The sequence below is a fragment of the Streptomyces sp. WM6372 genome, assembly GCF_001279655.1.
In the GTDB taxonomy this organism is placed as follows: domain Bacteria; phylum Actinomycetota; class Actinomycetes; order Streptomycetales; family Streptomycetaceae; genus Streptomyces.
Genome location: NZ_LGDB01000104.1, coordinates 19,340 through 40,839, shown reverse-complemented (window position 1 = coordinate 40,839; position 21,500 = coordinate 19,340). Strand labels below are relative to the sequence as shown.

The window sequence follows — 21,500 nt, the reverse complement described above, 5'->3', positions numbered from 1 at the left end:
GGCTCACCGGTTCCGTGCAATCCGGGCTCGGCCGCTTTGAACTTGACAGTGACTAGATTGCTCACGCCTGTCGAACTTGTCAATGTCTAGACTGTGCGTAGTCTGCTGACCATGACGAGCCAGCGCACCTACCACCACGGCGATCTCCGCCACGCCGTCCTGACCGCGGCCCTCGATGTCATCGCCGCCGAGGGCCCCGGCGCCCTGAGCCTGCGCGACCTCGCGCGCCGGGCCGGCGTCTCGCACGCCGCCCCGGCACATCACTTCAAGGACCGCACCGGCCTGCTCACCGCGATCGCCGCGGAAGGCTACGACTTCCTCGCGGAGGCACTCGCGGACGCGCCGGACCTGCGTGAACGGGGCGTCCGCTACGTGCGGTTCGCAACGACGCACCCGGCGCACTTCCAGGTGATGTTCCAGCCGGAACTGCTGCGCGGAGACGACCCGGACCTGACAGCCGCCAGGCAGCGCGCCGGCGAGCAACTGCGCATGGGAGTAGCCCAGCTGCCCGATGCGGGACGGGGCGACGACACCCGGCTGACGGGGATCGCTGCCTGGACCCTGGCCCACGGTTTCGCGACGCTGCTGCTGAGCCGGAACCTGAACGGCCCACTGGGTGACCAGGACCCCGAGGAGGTCTTCCGAACCCTCACCGGACTGCTGTTCAAGTGACCGAGGCGACCCGCAAACGGCTGCGTCTGCGTCTGCGTCTGCGTCTGCGTCTGCGTCTGCCCACACTGGAGGATGGCAAGGCAGGCGGTGGCTCCGACCACCACCGCGCGTTCCGTGCCCGGAAGAACCAGCTGCCACCGCCTCACCACCGGGGCCCTGGGCTCTCCAGTGCGGTCCGACCGGCACCGGTGCCGGAGGGCCGGGCTGCAAGTTCGGCGAGGAGAACCTTCCGGAAGTCTCTTCCGGCTACCCGGCGGGCGGCATGGGGTGGGTTCAGGAACCTGCGGGCGAAGACGGGCACGCCGGCCCGTGCACCGGAACCCGCCCGGCCCGGACCCGCCCGGCCACTTGGATCGAAGAACCAGCGGGCCGCCACCCGCTACGACGTCGGACGAGTCCTCGCCACCGGCGAGGCATACGGGTGCCCCGCACACCACAAGAAGGGGACGAAGCCGCGACGACACCGCAGCCGCCCTTCGAGATCGCGAGCTTCGATTCCTCGGAGACCAACTCGACAACTCGTACTGAGCGACTTCAGGCAGGACGTTAAACGGCCAGCTGAGGCGATTGATGCAGCGTTCGACAGTGTCTCGCTGCTTGTAGGCCTTGGCATCGGAGCCGGGCGGGCGGGCGCCTCGGTGGCCTCGCCGTAGGAGGTGGCCGATGTGGTCGGACGGCTGTGGCATGACCGCGCCGATGCCCCGACCTCGCAGGTGGTTACGGATGGCTCGGGAGGGTTAGGCCCGGACGGGCTGCCGTGTGCAGGCCGCAGCTCAGCAGCTCATGGCCCAGGGCCGGCTGTCGTACGCCCGCACCCCAAAGAGTCCCCGCGGTCCCCCACGGCCGCCCCGCACTCACCCTGGACAACGTCGTACGGCGGCCCACGCGGTGGCTGCGGGTGGTTGCCTGGATGGCGGGCTCAGTGCGTCGCGCTGATCATGGAACTCGACGGTCGGCCCTGGCGGGCGTCCTCCGCGTGCGGCTGCTCCGCCCCCGGGCGTGAGATCGCCCGGAAACCGAGGAACGGAACTTTCTGATGGAGCACATCTCACTGGGTGGTCTCGACGTCTCCCGGATCGGTCTGGGCGCCATGTCGATGTCCGGCTACTACAACGTCGGAGAGGGCAGCGACGCCGAGTCGATCCGCACCATCCACCGGGCGCTGGACTTGGGCGTCACCCACCTCGACACAGCCGAGATCTACGGCCCCTACACCAACGAGGAGCTGGTCGGCCAGGCTCTCAAGGGGCGCCGCGACCGGGTCGTGCTGGCGACCAAGTTCGGCATCGTGCAGCACTCCGGCGGCGGCCCCGGCGTCATCGACAGCAGCCCGGCGAACGTCCGCACCGCCATCGAGGGCTCCCTCATGCGTCTCGGCACCGACTACATCGACCTGTACTACCAGCACCGGGTCGACCCGAGCACTCCCATCGAGGACACCGTCGGGGCACTGGCCGAGCTGGTCGCCGAGGGCAAGGTCCGCCACATCGGCCTCTCCGAAGCCGGCCCCGACACCATCCGCCGCGCCCACGCCGTGCATCCGGTCGCCGCGCTGCAGACCGAGTACTCCCTGTGGACCAGGGACGTCGAGGCGCAGATCCTGCCGCTGCTGCGCGAGCTGCACATCGGCCTCGTACCCTATTCGCCGCTCGGCCACGGCTTCCTCACCGGCCAGATCCGCTCCACCGACGACATCGCCGACGGCGACTGGCGCAAGACCAACCCGCGCTTCACGGGCGAGAACTTCCAGCGCAACCTGCGCATCGTCGACGAGGTCAAGGCCGTCGCCACCGAAGCGGACGCGAGCCCGGCACAGATCGCCCTGGCCTGGCTACTCGTCCAGGGCGGCGACATCGCCCCCATTCCGGGTACCAAGCGCGTCGCCCGGGTCGAGGAGAACACCGCGGCCGACGCCATCGAGCTGACCGACGCGCAGGTTGAGAGGCTGAACAACCTCACCCCGGCTGCCGGCGAGCGCCACGACGAAGGGAACATGGCCGCCATCGACCGGTGACGGTCGTACAGGACAGCCGGCCCCTGCGCCCGGTGCCACGCTCCGGCCCGCCCGCGCGGCTGATCGAGCGGAGCACCGGGGCCGGCCGGATACCGGTCAGCGTCGACGCCGGGGCTCCTGGGATACCCGCAAGCGGGGTGGGGTCAGGTCAGGCGTGGAGGCGGTTGTCGGTGCCGTCGCGGTCCTCGGTGCCCTCGTCGTGGGGCTACAACGGAAACCCCATCCTGAGCCGCCCGGTACCCACCGCGGCCTGTGCAGCCGTAAGTGTGAGCGTGTCACCCGCCCGGCGCTCCCCAGCGCGCAGCGCGGGCTCGTGCACGTCAGGCTGGCAGGGCGACGAGAGGGTCCACGCGCGCGGGACCCGGCCGGTCGAAGCCACCCCGGCCGGGTCCCGCCACATTCCCGGGTAGCGCCACGCGCACCCCGCAGGTCTTGGCCCTCCCTCTAGGGTCTGTTGCGAGAGTGGATTTTGTTCGTTGATGATCACGTCCTGGGGGACGTGGGGATCTGACGAACGGCCAGCGGGCCCGGCTTGAGCCGCTGCTGCCGCGGGGTATCAAGCCGGGCCGGCAGCACATGTGGACGCGGCGGCAGCTGGTAGACGGCATGCGGTGGCGGACGCGGACTGGTGCGCCGTGGCGTGACGTGCCGGAACGCTATGGTCCGTGGCAGGTCTGATCACCTGGGACGTGAAGGTCGACTCCATGGTCTGCCGAGCCCACCAGCACGCCGCCGGGGCGGTGAAATGGGGGATCTCCAGAAAGAGCCGTCCGGCGGGATCTTCGTCGAGCCGGACGACCACGGGCTCGGCCGGTCTCGCGGCGGGCTGACCAGCAAGATCCACCTCGCGGTCGAGCAGGGGCAGAAGCCTCTGTCCGTGGTGATCACGGCCGGGCAGCGGGGTAACTCCCCGCAGTTCGAGCCCGTCCTGGAGGCGATCAGGGTGCCGCGGCTCGGCGTGGGCAGGCCGCGCAAGCACCCGGTCCGGGTGCGCGCCGACAAGGCGTACGACTCGCGGAGCAACCGCTCCTACCCTCGCAGACGCGGGATCAAGGCCACCATCCCGGTACCTGCCGACCGGGTCCGCAACCGGCTCTGGCGCGGATCACGTGGCGGGCGGCCGCCGAGGTTCAACAAGGACGACTACAAGCAGCGATATGCGGTCGAGTGCGGGATCAACCGGCTCAAGAGACACCGGGCCGTCGCCACCCGGTAGGACGAGCTCGTCGTCCGCTACGAAGCAACCGTGCTGGTCGCAGTCCTTAACGAGTGGCTGTGATGGGCACATTGTTGAGACCATGCGCCGGTGAACTCAGGACTCCCCGCCGGATGGACGATCGAACGCGTACGCGCTCTTTCAGGCGACCCGAGCGCCGCCCCGCTCTCCTCCGATCGGCTCGTAGTCGTCGAAGCCGCCGGTCAGGACGACTACGAGCCGCTCCAGCCCGATCTGATTCTTGCGTTCCACGAACTGTGCCTCGTGAGGGACGACGGTGAATGGTTCATGGGTCAGCTCGACACTGACGGCTCAGTGATCTGCTGGTCCTCCTACGGATCCGACCTGGCCGAGGCCATCCGCAGTCTCTGAACGACATCCCGCATCTCCAGCCACTTTCACAACAGGCCCTATAGGCCCAGACGCCGGAACCGGCGCGGCGCTGTTCCTGGCTGCCTGCCAGCCGGAGTCGGTGGCATCGGTCATGGTCGGCAGCGGCGGGTCGGCGTATCCGCTCGACGTGTCCGCCTACGGGGGCGGACGCTTCGCCGAGTCTGCGCGTTGTGTCCGCGCATACCCCGCGGAACTCCCCGTCCTCGGGGACCTGTTGCCGTCGATCATGACGCCGGTGCTGGTGATGAACACCTAGCAGGACGAACTGGTACCGCCGTCCAACGGCGGCGTCCACCTGCACGACCGGCTCCCGCAGAGCCGCCTCGCCTCCTTCGACTCCGGCCGCTTCCCCTGGGAGCAGGCCGCCGCCGCATACGGCGCGACCGTCGCCCGGTGGCTCAGCGAAGAGCACGCCAGGATGGCGGAAGCAGCGGGGTTTGGGCGGGCCAGGCGAAGTCGGCGGTGTAGGTGAGCCGGTGCGGTGCCGGGACCCGGCGGCCCTTCTGGGGCAGAGCCGAGTGCGCTGGTGACCAGTTGGCCCCCGGGTCCGCGGCACCAGGCCCGTAGCCTCGTGGAACGGGCCTACTGCGGGGGCAAGGCGCTGCCGCAGGCAGGCAACGGCCAGGCCCGAGGGCACGGCTGCGTCCCGCCGGGGCGGTGTGTCAGACCATGGCGAGCCGGTCCACCAACAGTTCCACCCTCGGCTCGGCGTCCTCGGGCAGCAGGCGGCCCGCTCGGGTCAGGGTAGCCAGGCCGTGCAGAGCCGCCCAGAACACCTCGGTGAACAGCCCCGGTTGGACGCCGTCGCCGGCGACCTCGGCGAGGCACTCGAGCAGGGCGGCGAAGGCGTCCTTCAGCGGCTCGGGGGTGTCCTCCTGCGCGTATGCCAAGCCGCCGTCGAGCTGGAACAAGGCGTCGTATACCGCCGGGTTGCGTGCGGCGAAGTCGAGGTAGGCGCGGGCGAGGGCGGCGACCCGCTCGCGCGGGCCGTCCGTAGCGGAGGTCGCGGCCCGCAGCGCCGCGGCCATCTCGGTGGCGCCCTCCAGGGCGACGGCGCCGATGATCTCGCGCTTGCCGCGGAAGTGGCTGTAGAGGACGGGCTGGCTGTATTCGATGCGCTCGGCGAGCCGACGGGTGGTGACCGCGTCCCAGCCCTGCTGCTCTGCGAGTTCACGGGCCGTCGCCACGATGAGGCGCTCGCGCTCCGCCCGTTCGCGTTCCTTGCGTTCCTGTACCGACATGATTCGATTCTAGCATCGCTAGACAACCGAGCGTTAGCAGTACTAGCGTTGCCTCAGTACCTAGCAACGCTAGATTCTGGAGGGGTCGTCATGCTCAACGCACTCGAGGTCGTCACCACCGTCGTCGTCGGCCTGATGGTGGGGGTGGAGTTCTCCGTCGCCTTCATCATGAACCGGATCCTGGACGCGCTTCCCGAGGACAGCAGCCAACTCGGCCACGCCCACGGCGGCCGGATGCTCGGCGCCCTGATGCCGTTCTGGTACATAGGCTCGCTCGTCCTCAGCGCGATCTGGGCCGTCGCCGGATGGCACCACCACGGCGCCGGACTCGTCGTCACCGCCGCCGGACTACTGATCCTCAGCGTGGTCATGTCGATCCTGCTGCTCGTCCCGATCAACAACCGAAACAAGACCTGGACCCCCGAGAACCGGCCCGCCGACTGGAAGGAGCAGCTGCGCCGCTGGGACCGCTACCACTACATCCGCGTCGCCGTCATCGTCGCCGCGTTCACCCTGCTGGTCGCCGCCCTCGCCTGATACCACCGATCCCTCGACATGCACCGGTTTGCCCCTGTATGTCGACGACTTTCGCCCCGTCCAGGTGAGCCGGAGAGGGCATCCGATCTCTGACCCCGCGGGACGAGGCCGCGCCGGTGCCAATCCCCCACTCCTCGGGGGCGGCCGGCCACCGAAATCCCGACATTCGGGAATGCAGCTGCCGCTCTGATCCCGCAACTGCGATCCCGGCAAGCTGCGCCCCTCGATCGGCCGCGTCCAGACGGCCTGATCAGACCCCACCGGACTCGGCAAGCTCCCCGCAGCTCACCAAGCTGCCGAAGACTCGCATGGAGAAGAACATGTCGCTGAAGAAGATCAACACCGTCCTGGCCGCCGCCTTCATCCTCTTCATCCTCTGGTTCGGGACGGAGTACATCCTGAGCCCGGAGACGCCGGCGCCTGGCTACGGCCTGCCGAGCTGGCCGTCCGGCGACGGCGGCGGCTTCCTGATCACCAAGGGAATCCGCGACGTCGTCTTGGCCCTGGTTCTGGGCATCCTGCTGCTGACGGGTCACCGCCGGGCGCTGGGCTGGGTGCTGCTGGTGGAAGCACTCGCCGCGTACGGCGACATGACCAACGTGCTGGCCCACCACGGCTCCGTGGCCACCGCGCTCGGCGTCCACTGCCTGACCGCGACACTGATGGTGGTCAACGGCCTGCTGATCATGCGCGAGACCCGCAATGTCGCGGCCGCTCCGGAAACGCCCGTCCCGCAGCCCGCCTGAAGGGGGTCCGTTCCCGCCCCGCTCCCGCACCACCTTCACCAGCCTCGCAAACCGGTCCATCCGCAAGCCCGTGAACGTCTTACAGGCAAGACGCCCAAGACGACCGAGCCTTCTGCAACACCCTTCAAGGGCCGTCCCGCAGTGCGGCCGCGCCGTGACCAGAGACCGGCTCGACAGGGTCAGGGAGACAGCCGACGGAACAGGATCGCTCGATGGCGACGTACGACCAGCTGACCGAGCGGCCATCGTTCGGCGTCGAGCCGGAGACCGGGGCGGTCGACTTCGTCATGCCGGACGGGGAGGCATGGTTCGCCAACTCGGGTGTCGGCGTGTGTCTCAACACTGAAAGACCGGGTGTTGCTGATTGCCGCGTACTCAGCGGGTGAGGCGGGCGCGGCGGGCGGCGGCGAGGTCGAGTACATCGTCGATGGCGGTCCGGGGCGGGCCCTCAAGGATGATGGCGTGTCTACGCAGCAACGCAACCAAGTGCCGGCCGACCGACGGGACTTCGACGGGTATACCTCGGTCCAGAGCAGCGGCAAGCATGTCGGCGAGCTCGCGGGTGTGCTGGGCGAGGGCGTCGGCGGCATGCCCGGCGGCCTCGGCGGGGCGGTTGCGGCGCGTGAGCTGCCGGGTCAAGGCGGCGAACGCCACTCCGGACAAGGCGGCGGGGGGCTTGTCGGCGTCGAGGTCCTCGGCGAGACGGCGCAGCATGGCCGCAGCCGTAGCACGCGGAAGATTCGAGCGGACGTCCGCGGGACCCTGATTCGGGAGGGTCACGATCAGGCGGTGAGTGTCAAGGGAAGCGACGGTGACGACGTCGGGTGTGCGGGGCACGGGGGGCAGAGCTCCTTGGTCTGGGGGCGAGATGCTGCTCACGTGCGCGGAACAGGCCGCAGCCCGTCGCGCCGAGGTCGGCTGCGGCCAGGGCCGGAACGACGCTTGTGGGTTGCTCTGTGGGGCCCAGGGGGGCGTGCCCGGGCTTTGGTGGCCGTATCCGGCGCTCTGGGGCTGTCAGCGGATGCGGGCGATGTGCCCGATGGCGGCGAGCAGGGCGGTGAGGGCGGGCAGGGCGGTGAGCACCGGTCCTCTGAACGGTCCTCGATCGAGGCGGACCCACTCGATCGAGGCGCAGGTCTTGTTGTCCGAGGGCGGTACGCCGATCGAGAGCTGACGGGACTGCCGCGACCCCACTCGGGCGACGGCGAGCGCAGCGGCCACGGCGAGGAAGACGAGCGCGGCGCCCGAGAGCAGGCAGGCCCCCTGGTCTCCGGTGAGCGTGATGCGGTCGAGGTCGCAAAGGGGGAGGCCGCGAGGGCGGCTCCTCTGAGCAGCTTCGGCAGATGGTGGCTCGGTATGTCGCTCACCCCGGCGGCCAGTTCGGGGGTTCGAGCCGTACCCATTCCTCCCGGAACGTTTCGGCCGCTCAGTCCGGGCTCTGGCCGTTGTTGCCGAGGGTCGAGGGCAGGGGGTCGGTGAGGTAGTGCTGGATGGTGGGGGCGAGGAGGTCGGCGACGGAGGAGGCGGGGAGGGTGGCGATGGTGCCGACCTGCCAGATGTAGCGGTTCATGACCATGCCGACGATCTGGGTGGCGATGAGGCTGGCCCGCAGGTTGCGTTCGGTGTCGGGCAGGCTGTGGGAGACGACGGCCAGCACGAGTTCGGAGAACAGCTGCCGCAGGCGTTGCAGGGCGGCGGGTTCCTGGGCGGCGGTGAGGATGATGGAGCGCAGGGTCTCGGCGGAGACGGGGTCCTCCCACAGGTTCAGGGTGGCTTGAACGAACGCGTGCCCCCGGCGGTCCATGGGCTGTTCGGCGGCGGCGGCCACGGCTGCGCCGAACGCCTTGGGGGGTTGCATCACCTCTTCCAGCAGCCCGGTCTTGGTGCGGAAGTAGTAGTTGACCAGGCCGGGGTCGACGCCGGCCTCTTGGGCGACCGATCGGAGTGAGGTCGCGGCGTAGCCACGCGTGGCGAAGGATCGGCGGGCGGCGGCGACGATCTTGTCCGCCTGCTCTCCGCGTTCACCTCGAGGGCCTCGGCCAGTCATACCGCAATCACCTTCCGAACGGCTGGGAGAGGGACTTCCCTCAGCGAGAGTTTCAGCATACGTTGAAATTAGTTTCCACGCATAGGGAAATTAGGAGTTGGTCATGCGAACGATCAAGAACGAGTGGATCACTGCGTCCGACGGCGTCCGGATCTGCGCTGATGTGTACCTGCCGGAAGGGGAAGGGCCGTTCCCAGCGCTGTACGCGGTGGCGCCCTACCAGAAGGACCTGCTGTACCTTCCGGCGGTGTCGATGTTCCGGTTCATCGAGACCGGCCCCATCGACTACTGGACCGGCCACGGCTATGCCGTCGTGGTCGGCGACCAGCGCGGCACCGGCAGGTCCGAGGGGCGGTTCGAGCTGTTCGGCCCCGCCGAGCAGCGCGATTTCTACGACACCATCGAGTGGATCGCCTCCCGCCCCTGGTCGACGGGCAAAGTGTCGATGCTCGGGGAGAGCGCCTACAGCGTGAACCAGTGGATGGCCGCCGCGCAGCGCCCGCCGCACCTGACCTGCGCGCTGATCTACAGCGGGTTCACGGACCTCTACCGCGACGCGGTCTACCACGGCGGGGTCTACTCCATGGGGTTCCTCAACTTCTGGTCGACCGACCAGCTCCGCGCCGGCGCCGCGATCGGCGGCGGCACTCCGCCCCGGCCCGGCGGCGTCTCCGCCGACCTCATCGGCATGACCCTGGACCGGCCCGTCTTCGACGACTGGTGGGAGCAGCGGGCGGTGAAGGTGGAGGACATCGACGTCCCGGTGCTGAACATCGCCTGGTGGTACAGCGTCGGCCTGCACCTGCGCGGTCAGCTCGACGGCTACGAAAGGCTCAAGGGCACCGACAAGCGTCTCGTCGTGCTCGCCGGCACCGACAGCCACGAGCGTTACTACCAGCCCGATTTCCTCGACACCCACATCCGCCCCTGGTACGACCACTGGCTCAAGGGCGTGGACAACGGCGTCATGGACGGCCCTGCGGTCCGTATCCAGGTCGCCAACTCCGGGCGCCCGCCGCGGGAGGAAACCGAATGGCCACCCCGGCGCGCCGTGCCGACCACCCTCTACCTGGACCCCGAACCCGCACGCGCCGTCCTCTCACTCAACGACGGCAGCCTCGCCACCACCCCGCCCACCCGGCCGGCCGGAACGGCGACCGGAACGGCGACCGGCTACGACTACCCCAACCCCGAGTGGACGGTGGGCACCACCGTCATCACCGACGGCATCCCGCAACCCACCCGGGGCATCCTCACCTTCACCACCCCACCCCTGGAACACGACACCGAGGTCACCGGGAAGATCACCCTGGTGCTGTACGCGGAGTCCGACCAGACCGACACCGACTTCCACGTCAAGATCTCCGAGCAGAAGGCCGTGCCCAAGCTCAAGGAGGCCCTCATGAGCAGGGTCGCGAAGAACGTACCGCCGCCCTCCGCCATGGTCACCCGCGGCTGGCTGAAGGCATCCCACCGCACCCACCCGCCCCAGCCGATCGAGCCGGGAACCGTCGTCCGCTACGAGATCGAGGTCTGGCCGACCTCGTATCTCTTCCCCAAGGGCAGCCGGATCCGCCTGGAGATCGCAGGCGGTGACTCGGCCGTCGCCGACGGCCTGTTCCACCACTACTACGGCCACAAGGCGGGCCGCGACCTCATCCACCACGACGCCGACCACCCCTCCCACCTCGTCCTGCCCGTCATCCGCTAGCTCTCCGACGTGGCCGGCCGTGCAGATCCTGACGCCCGGCTCAGGCAGTCCGACGATCGAGTGGTTCACATCGCCGAGGTCACGGAGGAGGTGTGCGCCGTCCCGCCGGCCGACCGGACTTTGCCCCGTACGTCCCCGCCGACGTCTCGGCCTCCTCCCCGCCCCGACGGGTTCGAGTTCACCAAGGACCGGCTCGCCGAAGCCGCAGCCCTGCGCGGCAACCTCGTCATCGGACCACCCCGCTGGCCCACACGCCCACCCGACCGCGTCGTAGTAGCCGTCCCGCCCAATCCGTCCCACCCAATCCCCCCGCGCACCCGAACTCAGAGGAACCGTCATGACCAATATCGCGACCCTGCTGACGGGGTCCGCGGCGGCTCACGCTGACCGGATCGCCATACGGCACGAGACCACTGCGCTCACCTATGCCCAACTCGACGACCTGAGCGCACGGACCGCCGCGCTGCTGCAAGCCCGCGGCGTACGCCCGGGCGACCGGGTGGCCGTCATCACACCCAACGTCCCGTACTTTCCCATCGCTTACTACGCCATTCTCCGCGCGGGCGCCGTCGTCGTGCCGATGAACCCACTGCTCAAGGCCCCGGAGATCGCTTTCATCCTGCGCGACGCCGGCGCCCGGACGGTGCTGACCTCCCCGATGTCGGCGGCCGAGACGGCCGAGGCGGCCGCAGCCACCGAAACCGAATGCCTGGTCCTCGAACCGGACGGCTTCGACGCTCTGCTCGACCGTATCGAACCGGTCCCCGCCGTCTTCGAGGCGCAGGACACCGATCTCGCGGTGATCCTCTACACCTCGGGCACCACCGGTACGCCGAAGGGAGCCGAACTGACGCACCGCAACCTCCTCACCAATACCGCCACCGCCGTACAGACCCTCTTCCACGTCGGCCCCGGCGACGTGCTCTTCGGCGGCCTGCCCCTGTTCCACGCCTTCGGCCAGACCTGCGGCCTCAACACGGCCATGGCCGCGGGAGCCACACTGAGCCTCCTCACCCGGTTCCATCCGACAGCGGCGCTGGAGACCATCCACAGGGACGCCGTCACCGTCCTCCTCGGCGTCCCGACCATGTACGCCGCGCTCTTGCACGCCGACCTTCCCGACGGCTTCGACGCCCCGCGCCTGCGCCTCGCGGTCTCCGGAGGCGCGTCGCTTCCGGTCGAGGTGCTGCACGGCTTCGAGCAGCGCTTCGGCGTTGACGTGCTCGAGGGGTACGGCTTGTCCGAGACCTCTCCCGTGGCCGCCTTCAACATGCCGGACCGGCCGCGCAAGCCCGGCTCCGTAGGCCTGCCCGTTCGCGGCGTCGAGCTGCGGCTGGTCAACGAGGACGGAACGACGACCGGGCCCGCCGAGGTCGGTGAGATCGCGATCCGCGGCGAGAACGTCATGGCCGGCTACCACAGACAGCCGCACGCCACCGCTGAGGCGATCCGCGACGGCTGGTTCCACACCGGCGACCTCGCTCGCGTCGACGAGGACGGCTACTACTTCATCGTCGACCGCGCGAAAGACATGATCATCCGCGGCGGCTACAACGTCTACCCGCGTGAGGTCGAGGAAGTCCTCTACAAGCACCCGGCGGTCGCCGAAGCCGCCGTCGTCGGCGTACCGGACCCGCAGCTGGGCGAGGAGATCGCAGCGGTAGTGGTCCTCAAGCCCGGAGGGCAGGCCACCGCCGAGGAGATCCGCGACCACGTGAAGGCGCAGGTGGCCGCCTACAAGTACCCGCGGGTCATCAGGCTGGCTGACGCACTTCCCAAGGGGCCGACCGGGAAGATCCTCAAACGGGACATCGTCATCACCCCCACCGATTCCTGACCCCTGTCGCATCCCACCGAGCGCGTTGTGCACACGGGGCAGGTCGGGCGGCAGCACGGACACGGCGGTCAGCCCCCCTCCCCCCAGGGACGTCCTCGCTCTGGGGGACCGCGTCACTTGGGCCGCTGGACGGAGCAGGGGCGGGGAGTTCATGGCGCTGCTCGGACCCACCACCACGGGGATCTCGCCGCGTGCCGGCGACCGCCGCTCTGAGCCGCCCCGTGGATCACCGAGCGGGGCCATCTGAGCCGGCCACCTGCCGGTCCGTGTCCCACACCGGGGACTGCTGGGACGCCCGGAAACGCTGCACCGCCATGGCGTGGAGGAGGCGCGGCAGGCACTGGCCGAAGAGGTGGCCGCCTGCCCGCACTGCCGGCCCGAAGCCGCCCTCGAAGTACTGGAGTGGGGAGGCACCCGCAGGGCTGTTGCCCTGTGCTTACTCGTCAGTGAAATCCCGGACCCGATGACAACGGCGGGTGCCGGCACCCATCAGTGACAGCCCGCAGCAGGCCAGGGCGATCCGGCCAACGTGGGAAAGGGCCCCGACCGGCCGGGGGGGAGGGCCGGTCGGGGCGGCGCCCCGGCCGGCGGGGGGAGCCGGGCGGGGCGGTCAGGGTGTGGGCGCGGGAAGGGTGGTCGCCTCGCGGCGGAGGGCTCTGGGGGGCTTCAGCCGAACGATCTTCCCCACAGGCATGGGTCGGGCCCGGGGACACAGTCCCTTCCCACGCCCCACGCAAGGATGAACGGTCAACCAATCCGAAATGTTCCCCTCCGCTGGATGCTCACTCCGACCCGCCTCGCGGGTTGCACAGACGGCAGGCTCACACCGACCCGATCGGTGCTGTCAACGCGTACGGAACCCGACCAAGGCCCCGCCCAACCACCGGCCCGCAGGACAAGCACGCACAGCATTCGACGTCCCGCGTGCAAGGACCTGACAGCGGAGTCGATCGAGGAGGTCATCAGGCTGGGCTCCGCACGGAGCCTCGCCGCCAACTCGCACGTGCCTGCGATGGTCAGAGCCCGCTTGGCGGAGCATCCGGAACCGTCAGTCCGGGCGGCAGTCGCGGCGAGCGTCGCAGACCAACCGCCCGGGCTTTGGGCGCGCCTGGCGGATGATCAGGATCCCTCCGTGCGTGCGTTCCTCGCGATGAACGAGCGTCTGCCCCCTGAGCTCCTGGCTGTCCTGGCCGAAGACGCCGAGCCGAGTGTGCGGTCGAACGTCGTCCAGTACTGGAAGCATGCACCGGAGCCAGTGCGCCGGGCTCTGCTTACGGACTCCGATCCGAGTATCCGGAGGTCTGCCGCTTCGGCGTACTCACCGCCCTCGGACCTGCTGCCCGTTCTCCTTGCCGATCCGGAGACCCGCGCCATCGCCGTCCGCTACGTCGACCCGCCCCCGGAGCTGGCCGGCGACCCGGATTCCGGCGTTCGCAGGGCCGTGGCAGCCCATCCGAACCCGTCCGCTGAGCTGCGGGACGTGCTGGCCGCAGACGTGGACGTCTTCGTTCGCAGTACAGTCGCCGCCCGCCCGGACACCCCATCGGCTCTGCGTGAGAGCCTCGTGGCCACCCTTACGACTGACGACCCCTTGACCGAGTGGGTCCTGTCCTTCCCGAGAAACACCCACACGTGCCCTCCACGCGCGTCAGCGCCACCAAAGCTCACGCGAGAGCAAGCGGCGGAGCTGCTCGCCCGCGCCGGCCTGTAGACGTACGGTTCTCCCGGTCAGTCGGCCTGGACCAGATCGAGCGTTGCTGGTCCGCACCCGGTCCGGGTTCCCGGAGCACGAGTGATGCGGCGGGTCGTGAGGGCGATGGCTACCCCGGCGACGAGGGCCTCGGAGTGCTGGACGCGTCGTTCGTCGTCGGTCCCGCCCTCGTCGGCCGCTCTCGGTCCGCCTTGGCCCGCACCGAAAGCCGCCGAATCAGCGCGGTGTCCGGCACGCCGGTGGAACGGGCTGCGCAAGGTACAGGGCGCCCGCCCCTCCCAGAGCGACCGGCTCCACGTACAGCTCGCCAACCTCGGTGTGGACCGGGCGCGGCAGAGGCCGTCACAGCTGTCCATGGTCGGGATCCGGCTCTGCTGTGTGAGGCGTTCCTCGGCGGACCAGTGCACCCGTGCGGCACCCGAACGGGTCGAGATCCGTGTCCCCCCGGTCCACCGGCCGGTTAGGGAGGAAAAGTCTGCCTCGTCGTGGGCCCGCCTGCCGGGCCCATGGCCGACGGCCGCTTTCGCTCACCGCTCAGACCCATATCCTGCAGGAGACCCAGTGAAGAAGACCACGGCCGTCATCACCGCCACCGGCGCCATCCTCCTCGCCGGCGCCGGCATCGCCTCCGCCGACGCCGGCGCCCACGGCGCGGCCATCGGCTCGCCCGGCGTCGCCTCCGGGAACGCCGTCCAGGTCCCGGTCCACGTCCCCGTCAACGTGTGCGGTAACACCATCAACGTCGTCGGACTGCTCAACCCGTCCTTCGGCAACACCTGCGTCAACGCCTGACCCCGCCCCGGAAACACCACACGGGAGCCCTTCCGGCTCCCGTGTGGCACGTGGGCGCGGCCCTGGCTTCCTCCCCGGCGCCGCGCCCACGCGCATACCCCCCGGGGACGACCAGAGCCCCCAACGCGGCCATTGTCATCCGAGCAGCCCACACCACCCACACCGAGCGGCAGCTCCTCGAGTCAGCTCTTGGGCACATGGCTGCGGGCCCCTGCTGGCATGCCCACCATGACCTATCGGCCGATCCCGGCGCGCGGGCGGTGACGATCCGCGATCGCCCTTGGGTACGAAGGGGCCTCGCCCGGCGTCGCGGACGTCCTCGCGGACCAGGTCCTAGCGGGGAAACCGGCCTCCTCGTCGCGGCTGAGGGCATGCCGCGGCGGTCAGTGTTCGAGGTACCGGTCCCGTGGATGGCCATGCTGGGTAGCCGCCGACCGGTTCACGCGCGCTCCTCCCCTACTGCCGATCGCAGGCGGGGAGGAGGCGTGCCCGCTCCCGTTCAGCTCGACTTCGCGAATCCCTCCAGCAGCCCGCGCGGGTCGAAGGTCACCCGGATCCGGACGATCTTCCCGTCCGCCACGTGCATCCAGTTCGCGGTCGGCGCGGGCGGTGCGACAGCGGTGCACAGGTCGAACCAGGTGATCACCTCGTCGCCCTCCGCGACCCGCACCTTCACGTCGATCTTCTCCAGCACCTGTCCGAGGCCCTTCAGCCCGGCCAGGGCCTCCTCCGTCCCTCGCGCCGTTCCCAGCGCCCCGACGAAGTCGACGTCCTCGGCCAGCAGCCCGCGCATCATCTCGAAATCGCCCGCCTCCCAGGCCCGGAAGTAGGTCTCGGCAAGCTCTCGTGCGGTCTTCGTCGTCGTCATGCCTCCATCCTGCCCACCCTCCACCCATCCGTCTAACAGATGAATCCGATCGGATCTATCATCAACAGATATGGAGATGCATCAGCTGCGCTACTTCGCCGCCGTCGTGGACGAGGGCACTTTCACCGGCGCCGCCCAGCGCCTGCACGTCAGCCAGTCCGGCATCAGCACCCAGGTGGCGAAGTTGGAACGCGAGTTGGGCCAGCGGCTCTTCGACCGCTCCGGCCGTCACGTGCGCCTCACCCCGGCGGGCGAGGCCGTCCTCCCCCTCGCGAAGAGCGCGCTCGCCACCCTCGACACCATCCGGCACACCGCCTCCGAGTTCGCCGACGCCGTCCGCGGCCGGATCCGGATCGGCATGATCATGGGCTGCTCGATCCCGTCCTTCCTGGACACCCTCGCGGACCTCGGCCGTACCCACCCCGGCATCGAACTCAGCCTGCACGAGGGCGACTCCGACGACATTCAGTCCCAAGTCCTCTCCGGTTCCCTCGACCTGGCCCTGGTCGGATACACGGGCCAGGCCGCCGACGGCCTGCACGCGAGCATCGTCATCGACGAGCCCATCGCCGCCGTCGTTCCGCCCGGCCACACCCTCGACCGGGCGGAACTGTCCCTCGCCGCCCTCCAGGGCGAGAAGATCCTCTGCCTGCCCCGGGGCACCGGCATCCGAGCCGCCTACGAGGACTCCTGCCACCGGCTCGGCCTCGACCCGCGCGTGGACCTGGACGCCAGCTCCCCGGCCGCGCTGCTCCGCCTCGCCGAGCGCGGCGCGGGCGTCGCCGTGCTCAGCGCCTCCTCCGCGCAGGGCGCCGGCCTGCGGGCGATCCCCCTCACCGACGCCGCCACACACGCACGGCTCGGCCTCGTCACCCGCCCAAACGAGCACTCCCCCGCCGTCCGCCTCCTGCACAGCAGGCTCCTGACCGCATGGCGAGCAGCGTAAGGGCCGTCCCGTCATCCCTGGTGGATCAGCGCGCGGCGCCAGATGCGGTGCATCGCAAGGCGGAAGCGTGCTCTCGTACCGGGCCCGTTCGGGCGCTCCGACGCCGCAGCGCGCTCCGGCCACATGACCAGGCCCCGGCAGAATCCGCGCCCGGAGAAACCCAGCGGCACCGGGCGTGCCGTCAGGTCCGGTGGTCACCGTCGGCAGCGTCGTCGTCTTGGTCGCCCGTGCGGGCGAGCATCACGGCCGCAAGACGCACCACGCTCTCGGCGTCCGCGAGCTGCCCGACACTCGGCGGCTCGGCGCCGATGAGGAGCTCGTGCACAACCGGCGGACGGTGCCGCTGACTAGGTGGCTCCCTCCCCAGAGAATCAGTTCGTGGAGTTCCATTCGTCTGAGGTCATCGCCCTGGCGTCTGGGTAGTGCCGTTGGATCCCACTCAGCACCCACTCCTAGGGTGATTTTGGGGTCCGGCTGTTCTGCGGCGCTGTGGTCGATCGCAGGATGGGGCTTCATGTCACCCAACTGCGGTGCTGCACCGGCGGGTCGACACGAACACGAACTCCACGCCGACATCGACCATCCGCTCGCGCGGCGATCCCTCAACTTCCATGGACACCGTCTACCAGAGGCCGGGCGCCGCCGAACCGGGGACCACGGCCGCACCGCGGACCGCGTTCCACCGGGCGCCCACCCGGAACGGCCTGCTCCGCCCGCAGGAAGGCTAGTCAACTACCGCCCAGCGCTGGGAAGTTGACCCACTCGCCAGTAACATCCGACCGGCCAGCAGCACGCCGCCCGAGCAGCCACCCTCGAAGGGGTCTCCTGCATGCGCATGACCTCCCGCGTCGCCCCCGTCACCCTCGCCGTGGCCATGGCCGCCCTCCTGCTCGGTCTTCTCCCCGCGCAGGCTCAGGCCCGGCCCGGCCGCGCCCCCGACCGGGTCACGGTGGGCGACCGTACGTTCATCGCCGACGGCCAAGGCCGCGCGCTCCAGTGGCGCGGCTTCAACCTCGCCGACAAGAGCAGCCGAGGCGCCAACGCGTTCGCCGACATTCACGAGAGCGACCTCGCCGGCATGGCCGCCCGGGGCTTCAACCTTGCGCGCCTCGCGTTCTTCTGGGACGACCTCGAACCCAGCCCCGGGCACTACGACCGCGGCTACCTCACCAAGATGCGACGCATCCTCGACTGGGCCGACCGTTACCACATCAAGGTCATCCTCGACGCCCACCAGGACGTGTACGGGCCCCACTTCGGCTCTCGCGGCGTACCCGACTGGGCCACCCGCGACGAGGGGCTGCCGTTCACGCCGATACCCGACGACTGGTTCTCCGAGTACTTCGAGCCCTCCGTACAGACCGCCTTCGACCACCTGTACAAGGACGGCGACCTCCGCGCCGCGCACGCCCGCATGTGGATGACGGTCGCCTCCGCCCTGGGCAGGCACCCGGCGCTGCTCGGCTACGACCTGATGAACGAGCCGTTCGCGAAGTTCCTCGAAGGCGAAGACCTCCCCGCCGCCGCGGCCCGCTTCGAGGCCACCGAGCTCACCCAACTGTGGAACCGCCTCGCCCGGGCGATCCGCCTGGTCGACCACACGTCGTGGGTCTTCGTCGAACCCACCGTCATCGTCGGTCTCGGCGTCCCCACCCGCATGGGCCACATCGACGACCCGCACGCCGGCTACGCGCCGCACTTCTACGAGACGGCGATGGAAACCGGCGCCGACTACGACCCCAACGGCACGTTCATCCCGGCGTACGAGGCCGCGATCAGCGACTACCCGACCCGCAACCGCATGCCGGTGATCGTCGGGGAGTGGGGCGGCAACCCGTACGTTCCGCACGCGAGCCAGTTCGTCACCGACATGACGGCCTCCCTGGACCGCTTCTCCAGCGGCTGGACGTGGTGGCAGTGGTGCCGGGGCGGCGGCTACTGCTTCCTCGACCCGGCGGGCGCCGCGAAGCCCAACGCCCGGCTGCTCGTCCAGCCGTACGCGCGGGCCGTGGCGGGCGACCCGCTGGCGTTCGCGTACGACCCGGCCACACGCACCTACACGCTCACCTTCCGCACCCGCGACAACGCCGAGGGCCCCACCCAGATCACCGTGCCCAGGGACACGTACCCAGACGGCTACCGCGTCGATATTCAAGGCGGAAAGGCCGGTTGGGACGGCCACGCCCAGACCGTCACCGTGAGTACCCACGGCAGGGCCGGAGCCACCTACAAGGTCACGATCAGCCCGAGGTAGCCCACCCGAAGCGAGGGCGGTGAGCATCGCGACGATCAGCGGGGCAGGGAGCCGGCGGAGCCGAGCCAGGACGGTGATCCCGTCGGTAACCGGCATCTGGAGGTCCAGGAGCACGACGTCGGGGTCGTGGTGGGTGACGGCAGCGAGCGCACCCGCCACGCCCCCTACCGCTTCGCCGCCTCTCGACGTCACCAGGGCACGGCCTCGCCCCGGAAGTCCAGGAACTCCAGACCGCCCTAGCCGCGCCGGCCCTCCATCGTCGCCACGCCTCCGGGGACGCTTTCCTCCACGCTGAGGTCGGCTTCGGGGCCGCCGAGTTCGGTACGGACCCAGCCCGGGTCCATCAGCAGCAGCGTCCGTACGTCGCCGGCCCCGGCCCGGCGGACGGCGGACGGCGTAGCAGCGCATCAGCTGATTGAGCGCGGCCTCGGAAGCCCGGTACAGGTCCCGGCCGCCCTAGGTGTTCAGGGAGGCGCTGCCCTGGTCGGAGGACATGATGCCGATGCTCCCGGCCGGGGTGACCAGCGGGCCGAGGGTGTCTCGACGCAACGCATCGGGCTGAGCGCATTGGTGACCATGACCTCGGTGAACATGCCGGTCGGCACCTCGCCCGCCGGAAGGTCGCCGGGCGGTACCGGCGGGCTCTCGGGCGGGCGCCGTACCGGATTTCCTGGCCATCGCGCCCCTCGCCCTCCGCGGAGCGGCCCCCGCCACCACCGCACCGGGTCCTGGCCGGCCCGGCCCGCCGTTCTCGCAGCCGGCGCCGCGAGGTTGCCCAGTCGGCCCCGCTGCCCTCGCCTCGATCAGCCTGCGGCCACGCGAGGGGCAGTAGCCGGCCTAACGGGAAGGGTCTTCCAGTGTCGGGATGCACGGGGACAGCAGCGCCTCGGTGTGCTGCGTGAGCGTGCCCCGGGCGAGCCCGAGGACGCGCATCTCGTTCTCGTGTGCCGGGTCCTCGTCATCGCGAACATGCAGAAGGCCGTAGGAGCCGGGGGCGACCTTCGCGACATGCTCGAACAGAGCGACGACATCAGGCGATGACCGGTGATTGGAATGGCCTCCCAGGTGGATGAACGGCTCGCCGTTCATCCACCTGAGGTCAAGGAGGTAGGGACTGGCCATCTGGGCGATGCGAAGCCGAAGCCGATCCACGACCTGCAAGGCTTCTCCCCGTACTGCCAGCGACCTGGCCGGCCAGCCCCCACCCCGGTTCCGGGCAGCATGCGGATCGCTTCCGCCTTCCAGGCCCGTTACCTCTTGGCTGGCGAATCGTTCCTCCAGGTGTCGCGACGGAATGCACACCGCTCCCCCGCGGTACCGCGACACCGGCCCGGGCGTCACCCTTCCCCCCCTGACTCCCGGGCCCCACCCCTCTTCGCCCGCCCCGGTCAGCGACCTTGGCGAGGGTGATGGCCGGCCGGGCCTGGGCAGACCTGTGCGCCCGCCCTGGCGGGACCCGCCCGAGCGGTTCGGGCCGTGTCAGACCCTCCACGGACGCTTCGCCCTGTCGGAGGGGCTTTACGGCCTCGCGGGGGCGTCGTCCCAGGCCAGGGAGGACATCCTCCAGCCCGCGGGGGTGCGCAGGAACTGGGTGGTCTTGTGGCCGCCACCCTCGAACCACTCGCCGTTGTGGTACCCGGACTTGCGGTACTCGCTGAACCGGTGGGCGATCGACCCGAAGATCTCGGTGCGCTCGGACACCTCCCACTCGGAGAAATCCGTCAGGGTCCCGTCAGTGAGCATCTTCTGGCGTGGTGCGATGAACCCGTCGAGGTCGTAGATCACGGGCTCGTCGCCGACGTTCGCGATGATCCGCCCCTGCGGTACGAAGACGTCACGGATGACGCCGAGGTCCGGCCGCCTACCGCCGGTGTTGGTGAAGGCGCCCACGAACAGGTCCATCAGCCGGTCGAGTTCGGCGTGGACGGCGGCCTCGGACGCGCCACCGGCCGCCGGCAACTCCTCGGCGAGGACCGACCACACCTCGATGTCGCGCCGTTCGCCCCGGTGGACGGTGTGCCGACGCAGCACACCGTCGCGGCTCATGCCGAGCCGGCGGGCGACCGCGATGCTGCGGGCGTTGCCCGAGGCGGCCCACCATTCGACCCGGCTCATCCCGCGCTGCGCGAAGGCCCAGTCGATCAGCGCCCGGCAGGCCCGCGTGACCAGTCCCTGCCCCTCCCCCGCCCGCTCCAGCCAGCAGCCGACCTCACACACCCCGGAGGCGCCGTCGAAGCGGGTGAACATGACGCCGCCGACCAGGGTGCCGTCCAGCCAGATGCCGTGGATCCGGGCGCCGTCCGTGGCCTGCCGGTCGGCGTAACGCTGGAGGGTGGCCGCGGCGGAGGCGAGGTCGGTGCTGAGGGAGGCCCAGGGTATCCACGGGTCGACGGTGTCCCGGGCCCGGTCGATGTGGGCCAGGAACTCCGGTGCCTGCCAGGGCTCCAGGGGGCGGAGCTGAGCACGGTCGCCGAGCGGCAGTGTGAACATGGGGCCTCGCTCTCCAGGTACGTAC

At 70.1% G+C, this 21,500-nt stretch carries 20 protein-coding genes and 3 pseudogenes; 13 read left to right on the top strand and 10 right to left on the bottom strand.

The genetic code is table 11. The features are described 5' to 3' along the window. Window positions 1-111 precede the first annotated feature (111 nt). Entirely contained in the window at window positions 112-672 is a 561-nt protein-coding gene (locus tag ADK52_RS09345) for a TetR/AcrR family transcriptional regulator (RefSeq protein WP_053689299.1), read from the top strand. A gap of 560 nt (window positions 673-1,232) precedes the next feature. On the opposite strand, the pseudogene ADK52_RS44965 reads toward ADK52_RS09345, so the two are convergent. Then, a pseudogene (locus tag ADK52_RS44965) lies at window positions 1,233-1,406 on the bottom strand (IS5/IS1182 family transposase); the annotation flags it as partial. 302 nt (window positions 1,407-1,708) lie between these two features. On the opposite strand from ADK52_RS44965, the gene ADK52_RS09340 reads away from it, so the two are divergent. Both ADK52_RS09340 and ADK52_RS09335 read left to right on the top strand, forming a co-directional pair. After that, window positions 1,709-2,686 carry an aldo/keto reductase gene (locus tag ADK52_RS09340; RefSeq protein ID WP_053689298.1) on the top strand — a complete coding sequence of 326 codons (978 nt, stop codon included), beginning with the start codon at window positions 1,709-1,711 and terminating at the stop codon, window positions 2,684-2,686. A gap of 507 nt (window positions 2,687-3,193) precedes the next feature. Further along, a pseudogene (locus ADK52_RS09335) lies at window positions 3,194-3,965 on the top strand (IS5 family transposase). Window positions 3,966-4,957: 992 nt separating this feature from the next. On the opposite strand, the gene ADK52_RS09325 reads toward ADK52_RS09335, so the two are convergent. After that, a complete protein-coding gene (locus tag ADK52_RS09325) occupies window positions 4,958-5,536 on the bottom strand; it encodes a TetR/AcrR family transcriptional regulator (protein WP_053689296.1) in 579 nt (192 codons plus the stop codon). Between the two features lie 90 nt (window positions 5,537-5,626). Between ADK52_RS09325 and ADK52_RS09320 the strand changes: the two genes are divergently transcribed. The 3 genes from ADK52_RS09320 (at window position 5,627) to ADK52_RS42215 (ending at window position 7,205) form a co-directional block, all read left to right on the top strand. Next, window positions 5,627-6,073 (top strand): DUF1772 domain-containing protein, encoded by a 447-nt coding sequence (locus ADK52_RS09320; RefSeq protein ID WP_053689295.1) that lies wholly within the window; start codon window positions 5,627-5,629, stop codon window positions 6,071-6,073. Between the two features lie 320 nt (window positions 6,074-6,393). Beyond that, complete coding sequence (locus ADK52_RS09315; RefSeq protein ID WP_053689356.1) at window positions 6,394-6,819, top strand: DUF4267 domain-containing protein; 426 nt, start codon at window positions 6,394-6,396, stop codon at window positions 6,817-6,819. A gap of 212 nt (window positions 6,820-7,031) precedes the next feature. After that, window positions 7,032-7,205: a hypothetical protein gene (locus ADK52_RS42215; RefSeq protein ID WP_159045888.1), complete on the top strand. Its 174-nt coding sequence runs from the start codon at window positions 7,032-7,034 to the stop codon at window positions 7,203-7,205. On the opposite strand, the gene ADK52_RS09310 is transcribed toward ADK52_RS42215, so the two are convergent. The 3 genes from ADK52_RS09310 to ADK52_RS09300 form a co-directional block, all read right to left on the bottom strand. After that, the gene (locus ADK52_RS09310; protein ID WP_199828474.1) at window positions 7,195-7,533 is read right to left on the bottom strand and encodes a hypothetical protein; all 339 of its coding nucleotides are present in this window, start codon (window positions 7,531-7,533) and stop codon (window positions 7,195-7,197) included. The genes ADK52_RS42215 and ADK52_RS09310 overlap by 11 nt on opposite strands. A gap of 300 nt (window positions 7,534-7,833) precedes the next feature. Then, entirely contained in the window at window positions 7,834-8,040 is a 207-nt protein-coding gene (locus ADK52_RS09305) for a hypothetical protein (RefSeq protein ID WP_159045887.1), read from the bottom strand. 205 nt (window positions 8,041-8,245) lie between these two features. Then, window positions 8,246-8,866 (bottom strand): TetR family transcriptional regulator, encoded by a 621-nt coding sequence (locus ADK52_RS09300; protein WP_053689292.1) that lies wholly within the window; start codon window positions 8,864-8,866, stop codon window positions 8,246-8,248. A gap of 103 nt (window positions 8,867-8,969) precedes the next feature. Here ADK52_RS09300 and ADK52_RS09295 point away from each other — a divergent pair, with 103 nt between their 5' ends. The 5 genes from ADK52_RS09295 (at window position 8,970) to ADK52_RS09280 (ending at window position 14,917) form a co-directional block, all read left to right on the top strand. Then, on the top strand, window positions 8,970-10,577 hold the full coding sequence (locus tag ADK52_RS09295) for a CocE/NonD family hydrolase (protein ID WP_053689291.1): 1,608 nt from the start codon (window positions 8,970-8,972) through the stop codon (window positions 10,575-10,577). A gap of 337 nt (window positions 10,578-10,914) precedes the next feature. Further along, complete coding sequence (locus ADK52_RS09290) at window positions 10,915-12,414, top strand: long-chain-fatty-acid--CoA ligase (protein WP_053689290.1); 1,500 nt, start codon at window positions 10,915-10,917, stop codon at window positions 12,412-12,414. 319 nt (window positions 12,415-12,733) lie between these two features. Next, the gene (locus ADK52_RS44960; RefSeq protein ID WP_420714830.1) at window positions 12,734-12,910 is read left to right on the top strand and encodes a DUF6233 domain-containing protein; all 177 of its coding nucleotides are present in this window, start codon (window positions 12,734-12,736) and stop codon (window positions 12,908-12,910) included. Window positions 12,911-13,546: 636 nt separating this feature from the next. Further along, a complete protein-coding gene (locus ADK52_RS09285) occupies window positions 13,547-14,125 on the top strand; it encodes a hypothetical protein (protein ID WP_053689289.1) in 579 nt (192 codons plus the stop codon). Window positions 14,126-14,686: 561 nt separating this feature from the next. Further along, window positions 14,687-14,917 carry a chaplin gene (locus ADK52_RS09280; protein ID WP_053689288.1) on the top strand — a complete coding sequence of 77 codons (231 nt, stop codon included), beginning with the start codon at window positions 14,687-14,689 and terminating at the stop codon, window positions 14,915-14,917. A gap of 499 nt (window positions 14,918-15,416) precedes the next feature. Here the strand turns inward: ADK52_RS09280 and ADK52_RS09275 are convergent, their stop codons facing one another. Beyond that, window positions 15,417-15,785 carry a nuclear transport factor 2 family protein gene (locus tag ADK52_RS09275; protein WP_053689287.1) on the bottom strand — a complete coding sequence of 123 codons (369 nt, stop codon included), beginning with the start codon at window positions 15,783-15,785 and terminating at the stop codon, window positions 15,417-15,419. Between the two features lie 70 nt (window positions 15,786-15,855). On the opposite strand from ADK52_RS09275, the gene ADK52_RS09270 reads away from it, so the two are divergent. Then, window positions 15,856-16,731, top strand: a complete 876-nt coding sequence (locus ADK52_RS09270; RefSeq protein ID WP_053689286.1) for a LysR family transcriptional regulator — start codon at window positions 15,856-15,858, stop codon at window positions 16,729-16,731. A gap of 181 nt (window positions 16,732-16,912) precedes the next feature. On the opposite strand, the gene ADK52_RS42210 is transcribed toward ADK52_RS09270, so the two are convergent. Next, the gene (locus ADK52_RS42210) at window positions 16,913-17,056 is read right to left on the bottom strand and encodes a hypothetical protein (protein ID WP_159045886.1); all 144 of its coding nucleotides are present in this window, start codon (window positions 17,054-17,056) and stop codon (window positions 16,913-16,915) included. Between the two features lie 504 nt (window positions 17,057-17,560). Between ADK52_RS42210 and ADK52_RS43475 the strand changes: the two genes are divergently transcribed. Next, on the top strand, window positions 17,561-18,985 hold the full coding sequence (locus ADK52_RS43475) for a cellulase family glycosylhydrolase (RefSeq protein ID WP_053689284.1): 1,425 nt from the start codon (window positions 17,561-17,563) through the stop codon (window positions 18,983-18,985). A gap of 24 nt (window positions 18,986-19,009) precedes the next feature. Here the strand turns inward: ADK52_RS43475 and ADK52_RS43470 are convergent. The 3 genes and pseudogenes from ADK52_RS43470 to ADK52_RS09245 all read right to left on the bottom strand — a co-directional run. Next, window positions 19,010-19,144, bottom strand: a pseudogene (locus ADK52_RS43470) (response regulator); the annotation flags it as partial. A 678-nt stretch (window positions 19,145-19,822) separates the two neighbouring features. Next, window positions 19,823-20,137, bottom strand: coding sequence for an Imm7 family immunity protein (locus tag ADK52_RS09250; RefSeq protein WP_267887247.1), 315 nt, complete (start codon window positions 20,135-20,137; stop codon window positions 19,823-19,825). A 366-nt stretch (window positions 20,138-20,503) separates the two neighbouring features. Further along, window positions 20,504-21,475: a GNAT family N-acetyltransferase gene (locus ADK52_RS09245; RefSeq protein ID WP_053689283.1), complete on the bottom strand. Its 972-nt coding sequence runs from the start codon at window positions 21,473-21,475 to the stop codon at window positions 20,504-20,506. Window positions 21,476-21,500 lie beyond the last annotated feature (25 nt).

Excerpts from the sequence above, each read along its gene's own strand:
- ADK52_RS09345 (WP_053689299.1), top strand. The coding sequence starts at position 112 with ATGACGAGCCAGCGCACCTACCACCACGGCGATCTCCGCCACGCCGTC.
- ADK52_RS09340 (WP_053689298.1), top strand. The coding sequence starts at position 1,709 with ATGGAGCACATCTCACTGGGTGGTCTCGACGTCTCCCGGATCGGTCTG.
- ADK52_RS09325 (WP_053689296.1), bottom strand. The coding sequence starts at position 5,536 with ATGTCGGTACAGGAACGCAAGGAACGCGAACGGGCGGAGCGCGAGCGC.
- ADK52_RS09320 (WP_053689295.1), top strand. The coding sequence starts at position 5,627 with ATGCTCAACGCACTCGAGGTCGTCACCACCGTCGTCGTCGGCCTGATG.
- ADK52_RS09315 (WP_053689356.1), top strand. The coding sequence starts at position 6,394 with ATGTCGCTGAAGAAGATCAACACCGTCCTGGCCGCCGCCTTCATCCTC.
- ADK52_RS42215 (WP_159045888.1), top strand. The coding sequence starts at position 7,032 with ATGGCGACGTACGACCAGCTGACCGAGCGGCCATCGTTCGGCGTCGAG.
- ADK52_RS09310 (WP_199828474.1), bottom strand. The coding sequence starts at position 7,533 with ATGCTGCGCCGTCTCGCCGAGGACCTCGACGCCGACAAGCCCCCCGCC.
- ADK52_RS09300 (WP_053689292.1), bottom strand. The coding sequence starts at position 8,866 with ATGACTGGCCGAGGCCCTCGAGGTGAACGCGGAGAGCAGGCGGACAAG.
- ADK52_RS09295 (WP_053689291.1), top strand. The coding sequence starts at position 8,970 with ATGCGAACGATCAAGAACGAGTGGATCACTGCGTCCGACGGCGTCCGG.
- ADK52_RS09290 (WP_053689290.1), top strand. The coding sequence starts at position 10,915 with ATGACCAATATCGCGACCCTGCTGACGGGGTCCGCGGCGGCTCACGCT.
- ADK52_RS09275 (WP_053689287.1), bottom strand. The coding sequence starts at position 15,785 with ATGACGACGACGAAGACCGCACGAGAGCTTGCCGAGACCTACTTCCGG.
- ADK52_RS09270 (WP_053689286.1), top strand. The coding sequence starts at position 15,856 with ATGGAGATGCATCAGCTGCGCTACTTCGCCGCCGTCGTGGACGAGGGC.
- ADK52_RS43475 (WP_053689284.1), top strand. The coding sequence starts at position 17,561 with ATGCGCATGACCTCCCGCGTCGCCCCCGTCACCCTCGCCGTGGCCATG.
- ADK52_RS09245 (WP_053689283.1), bottom strand. The coding sequence starts at position 21,475 with ATGTTCACACTGCCGCTCGGCGACCGTGCTCAGCTCCGCCCCCTGGAG.